We start from the raw sequence: 19,021 nt of genomic DNA, 5'->3' as shown, positions 1-19,021 counted from the left end.
GCACGCGGCACTCGGAGTGGAGAGGTTATGGCTAAGAGTCAAGAGGAGGTTGTTCTGACGGTAACAAACCCAGCCTGTCTGGTCGACGGCTCGGATGCGGAGTTTCGGCATCTGGTGAATGGGTTGCTGCCTTTCGCGGCGCGCTTGCTGTCGGTTCGGGATGGGTTCGGCACGCTGATCGGCCTCACGGGAATTCAGTATTCGTTGCTTATCGCGATCGCCCAGCTTTCGCACGACGATGTCGTCACGGTCAACCAGTTGGCGGACCACCTGCATTTGAGCGGAGCGTTCATTACCATCGAAACCGGCAAGCTCAAAAAACTGGGCTTGATCGACAAACGCTCCCATCCCGAAGACAAACGCAAGATGCGGCTGACCGTCACCACAGCGGGTTCCAGGCTGCTGAAAGAGCTTGCCACGAAGCAGCAGCACATCAACGACGTGCTGTTCGAAGGCGTGACCAAAACCGAGTTCAAGGTGCTTTGTTCGGTGGTGGATCGGCTGGTCGCCAACGGCGATCGCGCCACGCTCGATCTTTCGCACCTGATCGCGCGGCAGGAAAAGCGGTAGCGATTCGCCCACCGCTGTCCCGCGTAAAGGAGCGAATCGGCACTGAGACCCTTCGCGCCACCCGCTCAATGCGCGGCCCATTGAATCGTGCTCAGATCGATCCCGTCGAGGTGCATGTCCCAAAGCGGACTCAGCGCGCGCAACTTCGCCACGGTGGTCTGCACCTGCAGGATCACCTGATCGACTTCTTCCCCCGTGGTGAACCGTCCCAGCGTGAAGCGGATCGAGCTATGTGCCAATTCATCGCTGCGGCCGAGCGCTCGCAAGACATATGACGGCTCGAGCGAAGCCGACGTGCAGGCCGATCCCGATGAGACCGCGACCCCCTTGATGCCCATGATCAAGGACTCGCCTTCCACGAAATTGAAGCTGACATTCAGGTTGTGCGGAATGCGGTGCATCATGTCGCCGTTGACGTAGACCTCTTTCATCTCCTTCAAGCCTGCCAGCAGCCGATTACGCAAGGCCTCGACGCGGCGGCTCTCGGACACCATCTCTTCCTTTGCGATTCGAAACGCTTCACCCATCCCGACGATCTGATGGGTGGGCAGCGTTCCCGAGCGCATTCCCCGCTCATGGCCGCCGCCGTGCATCTGCGCTTCGATCCGGATGCGCGGCTTGCGGCGCACATACAGGGCACCCACGCCTTTCGGGCCATACACCTTATGAGCCGTCACGGTGAGAAGGTCCACATTCAGCGCATTCACATCAATGGCAATCTTGCCCGCAGCCTGCACGGCATCGCAATGAAACACGATGCCTTTGGCGCGGCACATGGCGCCGATCTCGGCAATGGGCTGCACGACGCCCGTTTCGTTGTTGACCATCATGATCGAGACGAGAACCGTGTCAGGCCGCATCGCATTCTCTAGCGCGCCCAGATCCAGCAGACCGTCCTGCCGGACGTCCAGGTAGGTCACTTCGAAACCCTGTCGTTCCAACTCACGACACGTGTCCAGTACCGCTTTGTGTTCGGTCTTAACCGTCACGATGTGGCGGCCCTTTCCCTTATAGAAATTGGCGGCGCCCTTGATCGCGAGATTGTTGCCTTCGGTCGCACCGGAGATCCAGACGATTTCACGCGCGTCCGCTCCCAGAAGCTCGGCAACCTGTGTGCGAGCCGTTTCCACGGCGTCGTCCGCTTCCCAGCCGTAACTGTGGCTGCGGGAGGCGGGGTTGCCGAAGCTCTCGTTCAGAAACGGAAGCATGGCTGCAACGACTCTCGGATCAACCGGCGTTGTTGCGCTGTAGTCCATATAAATCGGACGAGATGACTGCTTGGTTTGCATTGTTTCAATTCCAGAAGGCCCGGTCGATTCGTATCGGGTGAATGCCGGCAGTTGCAGCGAACGGAGTGTAGCGCGGAGTCGAGCGACTCCTGGCCAACATCCATCCAGCGAGTAGGGTCGTCGTTTCCATGCCAACTTCACATCGGGGTTTACGATAGCTTGATTAGCTTTATTAAACAGCATGTAATAAAAGCTAAGAAACAAAGCTAATAAACAACGCTTTGTGTGATGAATTCTAGCATCGCCCGATCGGCGGTGCGCCGGAAGGAGGCCGAGATGAGTGAAAGCACTGTGACGTCCAAGGACAACGCGGACCCGCAACGTCAGTTCCGCACGGCGTTGTCGATGTTCGCGACAGGGGTGGCCGTGATCACGGCGCCTAGAAACAATGCGCCGCCTATCGGTATCACCGTGGCGTCGTTCAACTCTGTTTCGCTCGATCCGCCTTTGATTCTGTTTTCTGTCGACCGGCGAAACCTGAGCTTGCCCGACCTGAGCGCGGTCGGCACCTATGCGGTGAACGTGCTCGAGGAAGCCCAGCAGGATTTGTCGAACCGCTTCGCCAAGGCGAACAGCGACAAATGGGGAGGCATGGCCGGCGTTTCGGAAAAACGCGCTGATGCGGTTCTTCTGCCTAACTCGCTAGCTACTTTCGAATGCGAACCCTATGCGCAGTACGACGGGGGAGATCACGTCATCTTCGTCGGTCGCGTCAAGAAATATCAAACCCGGTCGGAAGGTCGACCGCTCGTCTTCTTCGGCGGCCGGTACCACACGCTCAACGGTGCTCACCAGCCTTCCGCTTGAGCGCATAGCGGCCCCAATTTTTGGAGAACATCATGATCAAGAACGGCACTCAACATATCGCCTCCCTGCGCGATGGACGGCAGGTCTATATCAACGGTCAAGCCGTCGGCGATGTGACGGCGCATCCCGCGTTCCGCAATTCCATTCGTAGCTACGCCAATCTGTACGACTTCCAGGCTCGCCCGGAGAACGTCGAAAAGATGACCTTCGCGTCGCCTGACACCGGGCGTCGCATCAGCAAGATCTGGCAACTGCCGACCTCATATGACGAACTGGTCGAGCGGCGGGCCGCGCTCGAAGCATGGACGGAACTCCATTACGGCTTCATGGGCCGTTCGCCGGATCACGTCGCTTCGTGCATCTCGGGCATGTACATGGGCATCGAGGTGTTCGAGCAGTACGACCCGGCGCGCGCCGGCGCCTTGCGCGATTACTACAAGTACGCACGCGACAATGACCTCTTTCTCACCTATGTGATCGTCAATCCACAAGCCAATCAGGCGAAAGCGGCGCACGAGCAGGAAGACAAATATCTGGCCGTCGGTATCGTCGATCAGGACGCGGAAGGCATCACCGTGCGCGGCGCGAAGATGCTCGCCACCAGCGCCATCATGGCGAACGAGGTCTTCTGCAGTTGCATCCAGCCGCTGCGCCCGGGCGACGAGATGTATGCGTTGTCATTCGCCATACCCATGAATGCCAAGGGTATGAAGGTGATGTCGCGCAAATCGTACGAAGAGAACTCGCCTTCGGTTTTCGACAATCCTTTGTCGAGCCGGTACGACGAAAACGACGCGGTGCTGTACTTCGACGATGTCAAAGTGCCGTGGGAGCGCATCTTCGTGGCCGGCGACGTGGCGATGTGCGCGAAGCAATTCCACGCGACGCCCGCCCACAGCTATCAGAACTATCAGTGCCAGGTACGCCTGATGGTCAAGTTGCGCTTCCTCGTCGGTCTCGCGCTGAAGATCACGGAAATCAACGGGACCAACAGCTTTCCGCAGGTCCGCGAAACGTTGGGGCAACTCGCCTCTGAAGCGTCGATGGTGGAAGCGTGGGTCTACGGCATGGAGGCGAAAGGCCACGTGGAAAACGGCTACTTCGTACCGGACCGCAACATGCTTTACGGCTCGCAGGTGGTGACCCAGCAACTGTATTCGAAGGTGCTCAACACGCTGCGCGAACTGGCTGGCGGCGGAATGATCATGCTGCCGTCGAGCATTCGCGACTTCGAGAATCCGGACCTCCTGCGCATCATAGAAAAGACCCAGAAGTCACCTGTCTGCAGCCCCGAGGAACGCGTCAAGTTCTTCAAGCTCGCGTGGGACGCCGTCGGCTCCGAGTTCGCGTCGCGCCACAACCAATACGAACTGTTCTATGCGGGCGCGTCGTTCGTCACGAAGGGCCACGCATTTCGCACGTACGACTGGCCGCGCGCGACGGGCCTCGTCGACGAGATGTTGTCGAGCTACTCGCTCGGCGCCGAACTCGCGACCTTGCAGGCCGCCTGATTTCGCATTGCACCGATTCCAACTCACACAGGAGAGCAGCATGGCAATCAACAAACTTCATGACGAGTTTCACACGCTGGAAATGCAGCAGGGCTGGCAATTGCCGGAAGGCTACGATCCCGCTTCCGGCGCGCAGGAACTGATTCTTTCCGGCTCGCTGGATACGGACAACAGGAAAGGCAGCCGCACGCGTTTGCTGCGCTTGCCTGCCGGGCTCTTTACGAAAAAGGCGTTTGTGCACGACTACTGGGAAGAAGTGTTTCTGGTGGAAGGCGACCTGACGGTCGGCAACGACGAAGTCGGTCAGGGCGGCACGCCGTTCAAGGGCTACACCTATGCGGTGCGACCGCCTGGCGCCTACCACGGCCCGTTCAAGTCGGAAAAGGGCTGCGTGCTGCTCGAGATTCACTACTTCGATCCGGCCTGATCATGCTGCCCGCCATCGACGCCCTGCGTATTCAGCTCGCCGATCGCCATCTCGACGCACAGGCGCTGCTCGCCTCATGTGTCGAGAGCATCGAGGCCGATGCGGGTGAGGGCGCGAGAGTCTTCCCGCATGGCATCAGCCCCGCGGCGGCGACGCAGGCGATGACGAGCGATGCGTTGCGGCGATACGGCGTCGCGGGCGATGACGAGCGATGCGTTGCGGCGATACGGCGTCGCGGGCCCGCTCGCCGGCATCCCGATTTCGGTCAAGGATCTCTTCGATGTACAAGGCGAGATCACCCGGGCGGGGGCACGCGTTCTGCCCGAGCACGCAGCCACGCGCGATGCCGTGGCGATTGGCCGGTTGCGTGCGGCCGGCGTCGTATTGGTGGGCCGCACCAACATGACGGAGTTTGCGTACTCGGGGCTCGGCATCAATCCGCACTACGGGACGCCGGCCAATCCATTCGATCGCGAGACAGCGCGCATTCCCGGCGGGTCGTCGTCCGGTGCGGCGGTGTCGGTGGCGGACGGCATGGCGGCAGCCGCGATCGGCTCGGACACGGGCGGCTCGTGCCGGATTCCCGCGGCCTTGTGCGGCGTGACCGGTTTCAAGCCCACCGCGTCGCGTATTCCACTGGACGGCGCGGTGCCCTTGTCGTGCAGTTACGACTCGGTCGGATCGATGGCGCCGAGCGTCGCGTGCTGTGCCTCGATCGATTCGGTCATGGCAGGCGAAACGGACGCGCCAACGCCGCCATCTTCGGTACGTGGCTTGCGCCTCGCCGTGCCGGCGAAACCGGTGCTCGACGACATGGACGCGCACGTGGCCAGCGCATTCGAGCGCACGCTCTCCCGACTCGCGGCAGCCGGCGCGATTCTGCGAGAAGTGGAATTCGACAGCTGGAACGCACTCGCCGAGTTGACGCTGCACGGCGGACTGGTAGCGGCCGAAGCGTGGGCGTGGCACGTGAATATGATTTGCAACCAGGCGAATCAGTATGACCCGCGGGTTCTGTCCCGCATCCGTTTTGGCAGCCAGCAAAGCACAGCCGAATATCTCCGCACCAAAGCTCGCCGCTCGCTGCTGTGCAGGCAAGCCGATGTCGAATTGCAGCCATTCGATGCCGTGGTGTGTCCGACAGTGCCCATTATCGCGCCCCGCATCGCTGAGCTTGCCGACGAGCGTGTCTATACATCGACAAATCGGCTGCTACTGCGCAATCCGTCGATTGCCAACATGCTCGATCTATGCGCCTTGTCCATTCCATGTCACGAGGCGGGCCGCGCGCCCGTCGGCGTGATGTTGATGGGACGGCACATGAGCGACCGGCGTCTGCTCGCAATCGGCGCGGGTGTCGAAGCGATTCTGCGTCGAACCGGCTGACGTCGCGTGCTGGTCAGCCGTCGGCCACCACGCTCGCTATTCATATCAAGGAGGAGTCCATGTTCAAACGTCTCGTACTTACCGCGGTGCCAGCCGCGGCGATGCTGTGCGCCGCTCTATCCCATGCCGCCGATCCGGTCATGACCAATGGCGGCGTGGTGAAAATCGGTGTGCTCACCGATATGTCTTCCATCTTCTCCGACATCGGCGGAAAGGGCTCAGTTGTCGCCGCGCAGATGGCCGCTGAGGATTTCGGTGGAAAGGTCAATGGCGTCCCCATCAAAGTGATCAGCGCCGATCATCAGAACAAGACCGATGTGGCCGCCACGGTCGCGCGGGACTGGTTCGATAACCAGCACGTGGACATGGTGGAGGACTTGTTGCCTTCCTCCGTCGCGCTGGCGGTGTCGAACGTGGCGAAGGAAAAGCATCGGATCGCCATTGCAAGCGGCGCCGGAACCACGCGGCTCAGCAATGAAGATTGCTCGCCGTACACGATTCAGTACTCGTACGACACGTATGCGTTCACCACGAGCCTCGTGAAGTCGATGGCGCGCAGCGGCGACAACACCTGGTTCTTTCTGACCGTCGACTATGCGCTCGGTGCGTCGCTGGAAAAGGACGCGACCGCCGCGCTGACGGCATCCGGAGGCAAGGTTGTGGGCAAGGCAAAGCATCCGATCAACTCTTCGGATCTGTCGTCCTATCTGTTGCAGGCGCAGGCATCGAAAGCAAAGGTGATCGGCCTTGCCAACGCCGGCAGCGATACCGTGAATGCGATCAAGACGGCACGCGAGTTCGGTGTGATCGGGCAAGGCAAACAGAAAATCGCGGGCTTGCAGCTATTCATCAGCGACATCAACAGCCTTGGCCTGCAGGCTGCGCAGGGAATGATGCTGACCACGCCCTTCTATTGGGACCGTGACGACGCGAGCCGCGCCTGGTCGCAACGCTTCTTCGCGAGAACCGGGCGCATGCCGACGCTGGTCCAGGCAGGCGTCTATTCATCGACACTGCACTACCTGAAAGCCGTCAAGGCAAGCGGAACCGACGCGGCCGACACGGTCATGGCGCAAATGAGGAAGACCCCGGTCGACGATTTCTTCGCCAGGAACGGCACGATTCGCGCCGACGGCCTGATGGTCCACGACATGTATCTGGCCGAGGTCAAGAGTCCGCAGCAGTCAAAAAAGCCGTGGGACTACTACACGATCAAGCAGGTCATTCCGGCGCAGGAAGCGTTCGCGCCGCTCAGCGCGAGCCGTTGTCCGCTCGTCACCGCGAAATCCAACTGAATCGAATCGCGTGTGGCCGGAGCGCCGAACGGGCACACGCCTACAAGGAGACGGTGATGAAAGAAATCTCGTTTGAGGTCGAGGACTGTCAGGGTTCGTTCGTACGAACGATCTCGATCGATACGCTGGTCATCGCCGGCTGGACTGGCCGCGATACCGTCGCTATGGAAAAACACATTCGCGAGCTGGAAGAGTTGGGCGTCAAGCGGCCCGCCTATACACCCGTCTTTTACCGTGTCGCGGCCGAACGGCTCGAACCGACTCCGAAGATCCAGGCGACAGGCACGCAGAGCAGCGGCGAAGTGGAATTCGTTTTGTTGAAGGATGCTGGCGAAACGTTCGTCGGTATCGCATCCGACCACACCGATCGCGAAGTGGAAACCTACGGCATCACCGTATCGAAACAGATGTGCGGCAAGCCGTGTTCACGCAAGCTCTGGCGCCTGAGCGAGGTTGCTGGCCACTGGGACGAACTCGTGTTGCGTTCCTACGCGACGATCGACGGCGAGCGCGTGCTGTATCAGCAGGGCAAGGTGACAGCCATGCGCTCGCCGCAGGATCTGCTCGACGAGTTTGCCCGCCGGGACGGCCGGTTCGTGGATGGCACGGCCATGTTGTGCGGCACGCTCGCCGCGTTCGGTGGCATCAGGCCGGCCGAGCGCTTCGACATCGAACTCGAAGATCCGATCCTGCGGCGCTCGTTGACCCATAGCTATGCAATCGAGACGCTCCCCGTGGTCGGCTGAAGCCGTCTTTTTACAACGCACGCGTCCAAGGGACGAGGAGAGCGGGTATGGTGCACACCGACCTGATTCTTGAAACCAGCAGCCTCACCAAGTCGTTCAACGGCTTCACGGCTGTCAACGCCGTCGATTTGCGCGTCCGGCGCGGCACGATCCACGCGCTAATCGGGCCGAACGGGGCCGGCAAGACGACCTGCTTCAACCTGCTGACCAAGTTTCTGACGCCGACATCAGGACAGATTTTCTTCGACGGCAAGGAGATCACGCGCGCGGCGCCTGCGTCGATTGCCCGACGCGGGGTGATTCGATCGTTCCAGATCTCCGCGGTATTTCCGCATCTGAGCCCGGTGGAGAACGTGTGTATCGGACTGCAACGCGCGCTCGGCGTGTCGTTCCGTTTCTGGATGAGTAGCGCGGTTCTCGGCCGGCTTAGGAAACACGCGCTGGAATTGCTCGATGAAGTGGGCCTCGCCGCATTTGCCGACGTCAAAACCGCTGAGCTGTCGTACGGCCACAAGCGAGCGCTCGAAATTGCCACGACGCTCGCGATGGACCCGGTTCTGATGTTGCTCGACGAACCGACGCAAGGCATGGGGCATGAGGATGTCGATCGAGTCACGGCGCTGATCAAGAAGGTATCGACCGGTCGAACGATTTTGATGGTCGAGCACAACATGAAAATCATTTCCAGCATCTCGGACACGATCACTGTGCTGCAGCGCGGGGAGATCCTGGCGGAAGGCGCATACGAAGCCGTCGCCGCCGACCCTCGGGTACGGGAAGCCTACATGGGGACCGAAAATGGATCGCTTGAACACTGAACGCCTGAAGAGTCCGGCACCGTCCGGCAACCAGGAAGCGCCTGCCGATGTTCTGAGTATCAAGGGACTGCATGCGTGGTACGGGGAATCGCACATTCTGCATGGCGTCGAGGTTCGCGCCGCACGCGGCGAAGTGGTCACGTTGTTGGGACGCAATGGCTCCGGGCGCAGCACGACGCTCAAATCCATCATGGGTCTCACCGACGCACGGCGAGGCTCGATCTGCGTGAACGGCCGGGAAACGATCGGGATGCCGCCGCAAGGTGTCGCGCGATTGGGAGTAGGTTATTGCCCGGAGGAACGCGGCATCTTCGCGGGCTTGTCGTGCGAAGAAAACCTGCTGCTGCCGCCGCGACTGCCGGTGTCGAATGCGACCGGCATGTCGCTCGAAGAGATCTACGAGATTTTTCCAAACCTCGCGGAACGCAGAGCGAGTCAGGGCACGCGCCTGTCGGGCGGCGAGCAGCAGATGCTGGCGATTGCGCGGATTCTGCGCACAGGAGCCAACCTGCTGCTACTCGACGAAATCTCGGAGGGGCTCGCGCCCGTGATCGTCCAGACGCTCGCGCGGGTCATCACGCTTCTCAAGTCGCGCGGCTTTACGGTGTTGCTAGTCGAACAGAACTTCCGGTTTGCCGCGCCGCTCGCCGATCGCTTTTACGTGATGGAGCACGGGCAGATCGTCGAAACATTCGACGCAAGCCTTCTAGCCGCAAAGACGGGCGTGCTTCAGGAACTGCTCAACGTTTGAACAGGAAGATCATCGTGGAAATCTTTGGTATTCCGCTTACGGCGTTCTCCAGCCAACTGGTCCTCGGTCTCATGAACGGCTGCTTCTATGCCGTCTTGAGCCTGGGCTTGTCCGTCATTTTCGGGCTTCTGAACGTCATCAATTTCACGCACGGCGCGTTCTTCATGCTCGGTGCGCTATTGGCATGGATGGGCACGAACTATCTGGCTCTCGGCTATTGGCCGATGCTCATCGCCGCACCATTCGTGGCCGGCGCGTTAGGGGCGCTCGTCGAGCGGACCATGCTGCGCCGGATCTACAAGCTCGATCAATTGTACGGTCTGCTGCTCACGTTGGGCCTGACGCTGATTATAGAAGGGCTGGGCCGGTCTTTTTATGGCGCATCGGGCATGTCTTATTCCGCGCCCGAAGCGTTGATGCAAGGCATGCAGCTCGGTTTCATGGTGCTGCCCGCGTATCGGGGATGGGTGGTGGTGGCGTCGTTGCTCGTGTGTGCCGGAGTCTGGTGGACGATCGAGCGGACCAACCTCGGCGCGCTGCTGCGCGCGGCGACAGAGAACCCGAAGCTGGTGGCGGCATTCGGCGTCAATGTGCCGGCCATGGTTACGTTGACTTATAGCAGCGGGGTGGCACTTGCCGCGCTGGCCGGCGTTCTTGCCGCACCCGTCATGCAGGTGTCGCCGCTGATGGGCCAGAGCGTGATCATCACCGTGTTCGCGATCGTCGTGATTGGCGGGATGGGATCGATCGCGGGGTCGGTCATTACCAGTCTGTGCCTTGGGCTGATCGAAGGGCTGACCAAGATGTTTTATCCGGAAGGGTCGGCGACAGTCGTATTCGTGATCATGGCGCTCGTGCTGCTCGTGCGCCCAAGCGGTCTTTTTGGCAATTCGAAGTGAGGCACATCATGCGAAACTGGATTGTAGGGGCTCTCGTATTGGGCTGTTTGGCCGTCGCTCCGTGGCTGGGTGCGTACCCGGTGTTCTTGATGAAGCTGATGTGTTTCGCCCTGTTCGCGTGCTCGCTGGATTTGCTGCTCGGTTATGTCGGCTTGCTGTCGTTCGGGCACGCGGCGTTCTTCGGCGGGGCCGCCTTCATCGCGGGCAGCGCCATGCGGGATCACGGCTACTCGCCGGAAGTGGCACTGCTTTTCGGTACCGGCGTGGGCGCGGCGCTCGGACTGATATTCGGGCTCTTCGCCATTCGGCGCAAGGGAATCTATTTTGCAATGGTGACGCTGGCGTTTGCCCAGATGCTGTTCTTTTTCTGCGTTCAGGCGCCGTTTACGGGCGGTGAAGATGGCTTGCAAGGTGTGCCGCGCGGGCGTCTGTTCGGCGTGCTTCCGCTCGAGAATGATCTAACACTGTATTTCGTGATCCTGTCGATTACGGCGGTCGTCTTTCTCTTTCTTGGCCGCGTCATTCATTCTCCGTTTGGCAGAATCCTCACGGCGTTGGGAGAGAACGAAGCACGGACGATTTCCCTTGGTTACGATGTGGACCGCTTCAAGCTTCTCGCGTTCGTACTATCAGCGGCAATGGCGGGGCTTGCCGGTGCGATGAAGACGCTGGTGCTGGGTTTTGCGACTCTCTCGGATGTGCATTGGACGCTATCCGGTACGGTCATTCTGATGACGCTGATCGGCGGGCTTGGAACGCGGCTGGGTCCGGTGGTGGGGGCGGTGATCGTCGTCGTGCTGGAATCCAGGTTGGCGGCGTTCGGCGGCTGGCTGGCCGATGTGACGCAGATCGCGTGGTTTCAGGGGTTGGGCGAGTCGGTCAGTTTGCTGACCGGCGTGATGTTCGTAGCCTGCGTCTTGCTGTTCAGACGCGGCATCGTCGGGGAATGCGCGCAATGGATGGAGCGGCGCGGGCGCATGCGAGCCCGCGGTCTCGAACGTCCGGCTCAGCACGAAGCGGTGCGGGCCGGGCTGGCCGAAGGGCAGGGCGGGTAAGCCGGGCTCCCTCATTCAGCGCTAATTCTGGGCGCGCAATATGTTCTCGTGGTTGGCAATCGTCGTGGAAAAGATCGATGCCGCGGTGACTTCGCCGCATCGAACTGCCGCCGTTAATTTGCGGACGGCGCCGGGATCGACCTGGCAAGCGACGTTGCAAGAGCCCGAGCCGTATCCCATACCCAGAATGAAGCTGCAACTTTGAAGGAGCATTACCATGAACAAGTTTTTCCGCACCACACTGCTCGCCGCCATGATCGCTTTGCCGACTGCGGCGTTCGCACAACCTGTCGCCCAGGTCGATGAAATGCAGGTCGAGATGGTGGCCTATGAAGTCGTCGGTGTCGATTCACCGCCGATGTCGACGCATACCACTCCGGCTATCGGTAACCACGGCGCGCATGCCGGCGCAATTCCAGCCGAACTGCTGCGTCCAAACTCGAACGTGGGCTTGAATTCGATTTACCTCCGTCACTAAACAATGACCCAGACAGAAAAACGCAACCGGCGATTACGCTCGACACATGTCGGGTAGTAATCGCCGGTTCAACGCTTGCGAGTCGTCAACTGGACTCGGTGTCTAACCGGGCCTATGGCGATATCGAATGCCGACCGTACTGGGCTTCCCTGTTTCCGGCAATTTGCGCGGGCACGGACCGACCTTCGCAGTCCTCCCGCGTTTCACGCTCAGCTATTGCATTTCGGTGCCGCCGTCGAGGCGGGTCAATCGGCCCGTACTCGGGACGCGTCGCGCGAATAAAACGCGAACGGTTGATGGTTCATCTCGATCATTCGCATGCGGTTTTCGAGGTCGGCGAAATCGACCGCTTCGGCCAGAAACGCGTCGCGTTGGCGGTCTCGTGAGTCGAAGAAGAGTGAACCCAGGCCCTTGGCAAATTTTTCAAACATGACGTGCTCCGTTCGTTAGTACGACGAGCGTGATGAATGAATGGCCTTGAAATGAAGCGCTGCCCGTCGATGAACATCATCGTAGGCGCGAAGAATGAGTTGCAAATGAGCGGTGAACGATGGCGATGAACGCCGGGCGATGTTATGCGCCGAGCAGGTTGAGCCGCAAGATTGCGCCACGCAGTTTCCGGCAACCGGGTACGCCGCCCATCAAGCAGCACCGGCCGGTTCAATTGGAAAACTGACCGTGGCAACGATGCCGGACTGTCCGTCGCTGCGATTGCGGAGCGTCACCGTCCCGCCATACCGCGTGACAATCGCCTTCACAATCGAGAGCCCGAGCCCACTGCCCTCAATGTCCGTATTGGCGCGAAAGAAACGATCGAACACGCGGGGCAGCAGGGTTTCGTCAATGCCGGGACCGGTGTCCGTCACTTCGACATCCACCATTCCGTTCTGCACGCGGGTCGACAAATCGATCGTGCCACCGTCGGGCGTATAGCGAACCGCATTGCTGACGAGGTTCTTGATCACGGTGCCGACGTCGAGTTCGATTGCGCGCACGTTGGCGCTGACCATTTCGTCCGCGCCGATATCGATGCCACGCTGCATGGCGATCGGCAACACGTCGGCAATGGCGTTGACGACGGCGGCCGCGACATCGACGCTGACCATCGCCCGTGTCAGAGATTGGCCGACGGGCGGCGCGTCCGCGCGCGCGAGCCGCAACAACTGCGAAATCAGATTGCTGCTGCGCGTGATCCCGCCTTGAAGCGCGCGAAACCGTTCCTGATTGCTGGGCATGATGTCTCGTTGCAGATTGTCAGCCTGCAATTGCAGAGCCGTGAGCGGTGTTCGCAACTCGTGCGCGGCATCGGAAATGAATTTGCGCTCACTCTCGACGGAGCGGGCAAGCCGCTCGATCATCAGATTGATGGAGCGGATGAACGGCAGCAGTTCGGTGGGCACACCTGTGAGCGGCAACGCTTGCAGATGGTTCACGTCGATAACGCGGACCTCGTTGCCGAGCCGATTCAGTTCCCGCAACGAACGGCTCACGACAAAGATCACCGCGGCCCAGACGAGCGGAATCAACACGACGATCGGCCATAGGGTCTTGGTCGCGGCGGTCTCCTCGATCTCATGACGTACTGACAGGCGCTGTGCGACCTGGACAGTCTGAGCGCCGTCACGCGCCGTATAGATCCGCCACCGTTCGCCATTGACCACCGGCGACGTGAAACCGGTGGCCGCATCGCGCGGCAGGAGCAGCGATGGCTCGGTGGATCGCACGGGCTGTGTTTCGCCCTCTTTCCAGATGACGATGAAAATATCGCGAGCGTCTTGCGACCCGCGCGCCGGAACCGTCGGGATGCCGTCGCCGAAGCCAACTCGCAAACGCGATGCGACCTGTTCCATGCGCAGATCGAGCACCGCGCTCATGCCTGCCACGCAGAACTGGTAGGAGCTCACGCCCTGCAGAATGGCGAACAGGCTCACCACGGCGCCGATTGCGATAACGAGTTGGTTGCGGAGCGATTTGAGCATGGATGTGAACGTCAGAAGGAACGAGTGGCGAGGCCGCGAGAGGAAGCACGCGTTCCCGTTATTGGCTTCAGCATGAGCGTTGCTTCATCGCGGCGTGAGCCTTCCAGTTCATTTTCGGCCTTTGCCCGCGGGCTCGGCGGGAACGATCTGGACGTGCTCGATCGCGGCTTCCACCAGATCCTCGGCGCTTCGTATGCCGTCGGCGGATGCGGCCAGCGCATTCAGGCGTCCGTCGATCAGAAGCAAAGCAAGTCCGTGAACGTAGGCCCAGCCCGCAGTCATGGCGATGGCCTGAGCCGCAGTGGTTCGGCCGAATGAGGATCTATCCTCCTCCGTGCGTTCGGCTGGCGCGCTGAATACGCCGGCCAGGGCGCGCGCCGACACTTGCCGAGCCTGCGTGAGAGCAGGGCGCGCCGCGTCGAGCATTTCGTTGCGCGACATGAGGTGCAGCAAATCCGGATTGGCCACCGCGAAGCTGACGTAGCCGCGGGCGATGGCTTTGCGCCGCGCCTGGCCCGCTTCGATACCGTCCGCCTGCTCCGCCATGGAAGCGGCGAGCCGCCGGTGTCCGCTGGCGGCAAGTTCGCTCAACACCCCAGCCGTGTCGCCGAAATGATGCTGGGGCGCCGTATGCGATACGCCGGCCTCGCGCGCGATAGCGCGCAATGTCAGACCGCGAATGCCGTCGCGCCGTAGTACGACCTCCGCCGCTTCAAGCAACGCGTGGGGCAGGGCGCCGTGATGATAGGGCTTGTCGCGTGACGAGTGATCGGCTGGGGCAGTAGTTTTTGGAGACGCGGACGCTTTGCGGCGTGACGTTGCTTCTTTCATGGTTGTTGGTCGCAAGCAGTATTTTTACAGTGAAAAGATATATTGGCCGACTGAAAGGGGAAAGTCAAAATCTTCGCGCTGAAAATATCGACCCATACGTCGCGGACTACATGCCGTTCAGCCTATGCAGCCGGTATCCGTTGATCAGGCCGACGTCGTAAGCGCTCTCGAGGGCGCGAGCAATATCTTCGGCGCGGACCACGACAAAGCGCGCGTCCTGCCTTTGTACTGGCGAAGCGAGGGGCTCGATGCCCAAACAATCGATCGCTATTTCACTTAAGGTGTCTAAACGTTCATCGCCAAGCGTATTCATACAGGTGGCTGTCATCAAATGGATTCCCTGTTTGCGCGGCAGGCTGCGCCATTAGCGCGATCCGGAATTCCAGTAGTGCCACTGATCGAATCACCGCGCTGGTCGCGTCGAGCGCAAATCTTTACAATGGTAAAAATATCGTCTCCTAGCGTGACGCCGGTCAAGTCATCTTTGCACTGTAAAAATATATGGGAATGGATTGTCGTTAAAACTGGCTCGCTGATCCCGATGCGGATGTTTGCGTTCATTGATGTCGGCGCGCAGGCGTTCGAACTGCCGCGGTCGTTGCAATTGCACCGATTTTCACAAGGCGCTGTGCTTTTCCATCCTGCCGGCATCGCGATGTTTGACGACGTGCCGGCGCGTCTCGCAGGCCACGCCGACCAGCAGCAGGAAGATCGAGCCGGTGGCTGCGGCACTCGCGCTCGCCACAGAGATATCTATGAGCCATTCAAGCACGTCGGCCATGGGTCATCCCCATCGTTACCATGACGATGAGGGTATCGGGCTTGAATTAGCGATGAATTAGCACGGCTTCAGGCTAACGTAAGCTTCGCGGCCGACGGTCGGTGCAACGCGAGGCCAAGCCGAGCGCCGCTAGACGGCCTGGACCATTGCCGGCCAACCTGGTAGCATCGCGCGTAGAGACGCCGTGGATAGTCGGCGGCCCTGCAACTCGCTGGACATCTAGATAGATTGGGTATGGAAAAGAAACGATCGCGGATCCGCCGGGAAGCGCTGTGCCCGCCGATTGGCGCGCTGCTGCGCTACCAGGCGCGCATCGTGCGCGTTGTCGCCGAAGCGCGCGGCCAGCGAGCGATGATTGAATCGCTCGACACCACGGGTCGCACTTTTGTCAGCACCGTGAAATGGAACAGCCTGCGCGAGCTTGGCGCTCAACTGTTCTGATATTGAAGGCCAACGCATCGGCCTGAAATCGGCGACAAATCAAATAGTGGGAAGCAGGCAAGCGACGCATTCAGGAGTCTCATCCTATTAGGGAATGCCTAACCTTGAGCCGGCGAGGTCCAGCGTCGTAAAATCGTGGCACATCGATTTGAGGGCCCAGCAATGCGTCTGGCTTCTCGTTGCGATTTCAACCGCGCTTTGCACCGTCCGTCTTTGCACTGCGATACCCGGCGGCGCCCGGCGCAGCGGGGTTCCACGTTTTTTCGATCCGCTCCTCGCAATGAGGCCAGCGGCGCTCGCGGATTTGTCGTTCGATCCGCATCATGACCCCGCTCATTTCCGTCAAACGGCTCAGCAAGCGCTTTCCCGGCGTGAGGGCGCTTCACGAAGTCCAGTTCGAGCTCATGACGGGCGAAGTCCACGCGCTAATGGGCGAGAACGGCGCCGGCAAATCGACGTTGATGAAAATCCTCGCCGGCGTGTACACGCGGGATACCGGCGAAATCATCTATGACGGCCAGCCGGTCGATTTCCAGAGCCCGCGCGAGGCGCAGGCCGTGGGCGTCGGCATCATTCATCAGGAACTCCAGCTGATGAATCATCTGACCGTCGCGCAGAACATGTTCATCGGCCGCGAGCCACGCGGGCGACTCGGACTGTTCCTCGACGAAGACAAGCTCAACGCGCAGGCGCACGACATTCTCGCCCGCATGCATGTGAGTCTCGACCCGCGCGCGGTGGTCAGCACGCTGACTGTCGCAAAGCAGCAGATGGTCGAGATCGCCAAGGCTTTGTCCTACGACTCGCGCGTCCTGATCATGGACGAGCCGACCTCGGCGCTCAACGACGCCGAAATCGCCGAGCTGTTCCGCATCATCCGCGAGCTGAAGAGCCGGGGCGTGGGGATCGTCTATATCTCGCACAAGATGGATGAGTTGAAGCAGATTGCCGATCGCGTCACCGTGTTGCGCGACGGTGAATATGTGGCAACGGTCGAGGCGAAAGACACCAGCGTGCAGGCGATCATCGGCATGATGGTCGGGCGCACCTTGACCGACACCGCGCCTTCCCAACACATCGCCAACCAGGGCGCGGTCGCACTCGAAGTCACCAATCTGAACGCCGGCCCGCTGGTCAGAGACGTGAGCTTTGCGCTGCGCAAGGGCGAGATACTGGGTTTTGCGGGCTTGATGGGCGCCGGTCGTACCGAAGTCGCCCGCGCCGTGTTCGGCGCCGATCCGATCGAATCGGGCGAGATCGTCGTGAAAGGCGTGAAAGCGACGATCAGGAATCCGAGCGATGCGGTGGCGCGCGGTATCGGCTATCTGTCGGAAGACCGCAAGCGCTTCGGTCTTGCGACCGGAATGAGCGTCGAATCGAACATCGTGATGTCCAACTTACGCAAATTCCTGTCGCTGAATTTTTTCCTGCGCCGTACGCAGATACGCCGGACCGCCGCGCATTTCATCAATCTGCTCGCCATTCGCACGCCTTCCGCGACGCAGGAGGTGCGGCTGCTCTCGGGCGGCAATCAGCAGAAAATCGTCATTGCGAAATGGCTCGAGCGCGACTGCGACGTGCTCTTCTTCGACGAGCCGACGCGCGGCATCGACGTCGGCGCTAAAAGTGAAATCTACAAGCTTCTGCGCTCGCTCGCGGATCAGGGCAAGGCAATCGTAATGATCTCGTCGGAACTGCCGGAAATCCTGCGCATGAGCGACCGCATCGTCGTAATGTGCGAGGGCCGCATCACCGGCGAACTTCCTGCGACGGGAGCGACCCAGGAGCGCATCATGCAACTGGCCACGCAGCGTGAACCCCTAAACGCGGCGTGAGCCTCGAGAGGTCTCTTATGACATTGCAATCGGACACGTCGGCGCTGGGCAATAAAAAGAGGTCCTCGAGCCTTAGAGCCCGCGTCTTCACGCCGACCGCTTTGCAAAAGCTGCTCGCCTTCGGGAGCCTGATCCTGCTGTTGGTGTTTTTCAGCTTCGCGTCTCCCGCTTTCATGCAGATGGACAACATGCTCGGGATTCTGCAGGCGACGGCGGTCAACGGCGTGCTGGCGATCGCCTGCACGTTCGTCATCATTACCGGAGGCATCGATTTGTCCGTCGGCACGTTGATGACTTTTACCGCAGTGATTTGCGGCGTGTTTCTGACCTACTGGCATTTGCCGATGTGGACCGGCGTCCTTGCCGCGATTGGCACGGGCGCGATCTGCGGGACCGTTTCGGGCACCCTCACGGCGAAAATGAAAATACCGCCGTTCATTGCCACGCTCGGCATGATGATGCTGCTGAAAGGGCTTTCGCTGGTCGTCTCGGCCGACAAGCCGATCTATTTCACCGACACCGAAAACTTCTACATGATCTCGCAGGATTCGCTGATCGGTGACCTGTTGCCGAGCTTGCCGGTTCCGAACGCGGTCCTGATTCTGTTTTTCCTGGCGGTGGTGAGTTCGATCACGCTCAATCGCACGGCGCTTGGGCGCTACACGTTTGCGCTCGGCAGCAACGAAGAGGCGGTGCGCCTGTCCGGTGTGAATGTCGATCGGTGGAAGATCGCTATTTACGGTCTGAGCGGAGCAATTTGCGGGGTCGCCGGACTGCTCATCGCCTCGCGCCTGAATTCGGCCCAGCCGGCGCTAGGCCAAGGCTACGAACTCGAAGCGATCGCGGCCGTGGTCATCGGCGGCACTTCTCTTAGCGGCGGCGCGGGCACGATTCTCGGCACGATCATCGGAGCGTTCATCATGAGCGTGCTGACCAACGGTCTGCGCATCATGTCCGTCGCGCAGGAATGGCAGATCGTGGTGACCGGTCTCATCATCATTCTCGCGGTCTACGGCGATATTTTGCGGCGCAAGAAAAGCTGACGCGACGCAGGGCAGGATAAGGAATGGAGCGCCATAAGCTCCCCAACGGCTGAAGTTGATAGCCCATCTTAGGAGGAGA

The 19,021-nt window shown here is 60.5% G+C and carries 23 protein-coding genes and 1 pseudogene; 15 read left to right on the top strand and 9 right to left on the bottom strand.

Translation table 11 applies throughout. The annotated features are described in order from the left end of the window. Positions 1-27 precede the first annotated feature (27 nt). Positions 28-570, top strand: a complete 543-nt coding sequence (locus tag P0D80_RS11120; protein WP_408283691.1) for a MarR family winged helix-turn-helix transcriptional regulator — start codon at positions 28-30, stop codon at positions 568-570. A 65-nt stretch (positions 571-635) separates the two neighbouring features. Here P0D80_RS11120 and P0D80_RS11115 read toward each other — a convergent pair whose 3' ends face one another. After that, complete coding sequence (locus P0D80_RS11115) at positions 636-1,859, bottom strand: IscS subfamily cysteine desulfurase (RefSeq protein ID WP_408283989.1); 1,224 nt, start codon at positions 1,857-1,859, stop codon at positions 636-638. A gap of 276 nt (positions 1,860-2,135) precedes the next feature. Here P0D80_RS11115 and P0D80_RS11110 point away from each other — a divergent pair, with 276 nt between their 5' ends. The 11 genes from P0D80_RS11110 to P0D80_RS11060 all read left to right on the top strand — a co-directional run bounded on the left by P0D80_RS11110 (position 2,136) and on the right by P0D80_RS11060 (position 12,032). Next, positions 2,136-2,666 carry a flavin reductase family protein gene (locus P0D80_RS11110; protein WP_408180309.1) on the top strand — a complete coding sequence of 177 codons (531 nt, stop codon included), beginning with the start codon at positions 2,136-2,138 and terminating at the stop codon, positions 2,664-2,666. Between the two features lie 32 nt (positions 2,667-2,698). Next, entirely contained in the window at positions 2,699-4,177 is a 1,479-nt protein-coding gene (locus tag P0D80_RS11105) for a 4-hydroxyphenylacetate 3-hydroxylase family protein (protein ID WP_408180285.1), read from the top strand. A gap of 40 nt (positions 4,178-4,217) precedes the next feature. Then, positions 4,218-4,604, top strand: coding sequence for a cupin domain-containing protein (locus P0D80_RS11100; RefSeq protein ID WP_408180286.1), 387 nt, complete (start codon positions 4,218-4,220; stop codon positions 4,602-4,604). 201 nt (positions 4,605-4,805) lie between these two features. Further along, the gene (locus P0D80_RS11095) at positions 4,806-5,990 is read left to right on the top strand and encodes an amidase (protein ID WP_408283686.1); all 1,185 of its coding nucleotides are present in this window, start codon (positions 4,806-4,808) and stop codon (positions 5,988-5,990) included. 59 nt (positions 5,991-6,049) lie between these two features. Next, a complete protein-coding gene (locus P0D80_RS11090) occupies positions 6,050-7,285 on the top strand; it encodes an ABC transporter substrate-binding protein (protein ID WP_408283684.1) in 1,236 nt (411 codons plus the stop codon). A gap of 56 nt (positions 7,286-7,341) precedes the next feature. Beyond that, entirely contained in the window at positions 7,342-8,031 is a 690-nt protein-coding gene (locus P0D80_RS11085; RefSeq protein WP_408283681.1) for a DUF2848 domain-containing protein, read from the top strand. 47 nt (positions 8,032-8,078) lie between these two features. Then, entirely contained in the window at positions 8,079-8,849 is a 771-nt protein-coding gene (locus tag P0D80_RS11080) for an ABC transporter ATP-binding protein (protein ID WP_408283679.1), read from the top strand. After that, positions 8,830-9,600 (top strand): ABC transporter ATP-binding protein, encoded by a 771-nt coding sequence (locus P0D80_RS11075; protein WP_408283676.1) that lies wholly within the window; start codon positions 8,830-8,832, stop codon positions 9,598-9,600. Before P0D80_RS11080 ends, P0D80_RS11075 begins: the two co-directional genes overlap by 20 nt. Positions 9,601-9,614: 14 nt before the next feature. Next, complete coding sequence (locus P0D80_RS11070; protein WP_408283673.1) at positions 9,615-10,499, top strand: branched-chain amino acid ABC transporter permease; 885 nt, start codon at positions 9,615-9,617, stop codon at positions 10,497-10,499. A gap of 8 nt (positions 10,500-10,507) precedes the next feature. Beyond that, the gene (locus tag P0D80_RS11065) at positions 10,508-11,554 is read left to right on the top strand and encodes a branched-chain amino acid ABC transporter permease (RefSeq protein WP_408283671.1); all 1,047 of its coding nucleotides are present in this window, start codon (positions 10,508-10,510) and stop codon (positions 11,552-11,554) included. A 217-nt stretch (positions 11,555-11,771) separates the two neighbouring features. Further along, positions 11,772-12,032, top strand: coding sequence for a hypothetical protein (locus tag P0D80_RS11060; RefSeq protein WP_408283668.1), 261 nt, complete (start codon positions 11,772-11,774; stop codon positions 12,030-12,032). Between the two features lie 245 nt (positions 12,033-12,277). Here the strand turns inward: P0D80_RS11060 and P0D80_RS11055 are convergent, their stop codons facing one another. The 7 genes and pseudogenes from P0D80_RS11055 to P0D80_RS11025 form a co-directional block, all read right to left on the bottom strand. Continuing rightward, positions 12,278-12,463: a DUF3563 family protein gene (locus tag P0D80_RS11055; RefSeq protein ID WP_408283666.1), complete on the bottom strand. Its 186-nt coding sequence runs from the start codon at positions 12,461-12,463 to the stop codon at positions 12,278-12,280. A gap of 210 nt (positions 12,464-12,673) precedes the next feature. Next, positions 12,674-14,011: a sensor histidine kinase gene (locus P0D80_RS11050; RefSeq protein WP_408283664.1), complete on the bottom strand. Its 1,338-nt coding sequence runs from the start codon at positions 14,009-14,011 to the stop codon at positions 12,674-12,676. Positions 14,012-14,119: 108 nt separating this feature from the next. Continuing rightward, positions 14,120-14,605 (bottom strand): TetR-like C-terminal domain-containing protein, encoded by a 486-nt coding sequence (locus tag P0D80_RS11045; RefSeq protein WP_507028603.1) that lies wholly within the window; start codon positions 14,603-14,605, stop codon positions 14,120-14,122. After that, positions 14,606-14,842 (bottom strand): annotated as a pseudogene (locus P0D80_RS11040) (TetR family transcriptional regulator); the annotation flags it as partial. It lies immediately after the preceding gene. A 106-nt stretch (positions 14,843-14,948) separates the two neighbouring features. Further along, complete coding sequence (locus tag P0D80_RS11035; RefSeq protein WP_408180297.1) at positions 14,949-15,155, bottom strand: hypothetical protein; 207 nt, start codon at positions 15,153-15,155, stop codon at positions 14,949-14,951. Between the two features lie 14 nt (positions 15,156-15,169). After that, entirely contained in the window at positions 15,170-15,403 is a 234-nt protein-coding gene (locus tag P0D80_RS11030; protein WP_408283661.1) for a hypothetical protein, read from the bottom strand. A gap of 55 nt (positions 15,404-15,458) precedes the next feature. Continuing rightward, positions 15,459-15,623: a hypothetical protein gene (locus P0D80_RS11025; RefSeq protein ID WP_408283659.1), complete on the bottom strand. Its 165-nt coding sequence runs from the start codon at positions 15,621-15,623 to the stop codon at positions 15,459-15,461. A 234-nt stretch (positions 15,624-15,857) separates the two neighbouring features. On the opposite strand from P0D80_RS11025, the gene P0D80_RS11020 reads away from it, so the two are divergent. Continuing rightward, entirely contained in the window at positions 15,858-16,064 is a 207-nt protein-coding gene (locus P0D80_RS11020; protein WP_106278507.1) for a hypothetical protein, read from the top strand. Positions 16,065-16,251: 187 nt separating this feature from the next. Here the strand turns inward: P0D80_RS11020 and P0D80_RS11015 are convergent, their stop codons facing one another. Further along, a complete protein-coding gene (locus P0D80_RS11015) occupies positions 16,252-16,389 on the bottom strand; it encodes a hypothetical protein (protein ID WP_165923937.1) in 138 nt (45 codons plus the stop codon). On the opposite strand from P0D80_RS11015, the gene P0D80_RS11010 reads away from it, so the two are divergent. Both P0D80_RS11010 and P0D80_RS11005 read left to right on the top strand, forming a co-directional pair. Beyond that, on the top strand, positions 16,388-17,899 hold the full coding sequence (locus P0D80_RS11010) for a sugar ABC transporter ATP-binding protein (RefSeq protein WP_408283654.1): 1,512 nt from the start codon (positions 16,388-16,390) through the stop codon (positions 17,897-17,899). The genes P0D80_RS11015 and P0D80_RS11010 overlap by 2 nt on opposite strands. Before the next feature lie 17 nt (positions 17,900-17,916). After that, positions 17,917-18,942 (top strand): ABC transporter permease, encoded by a 1,026-nt coding sequence (locus tag P0D80_RS11005; protein ID WP_132378608.1) that lies wholly within the window; start codon positions 17,917-17,919, stop codon positions 18,940-18,942. Positions 18,943-19,021: the final 79 nt, after the last annotated feature.

Source organism: Paraburkholderia sp. RL17-373-BIF-A (genome assembly GCF_046030175.1).
Classification (GTDB): Bacteria; Pseudomonadota; Gammaproteobacteria; order Burkholderiales; family Burkholderiaceae; genus Paraburkholderia.
Note: the sequence above shows the minus strand (reverse complement) of the source record. Positions and strands in the feature narration are given on the sequence as shown.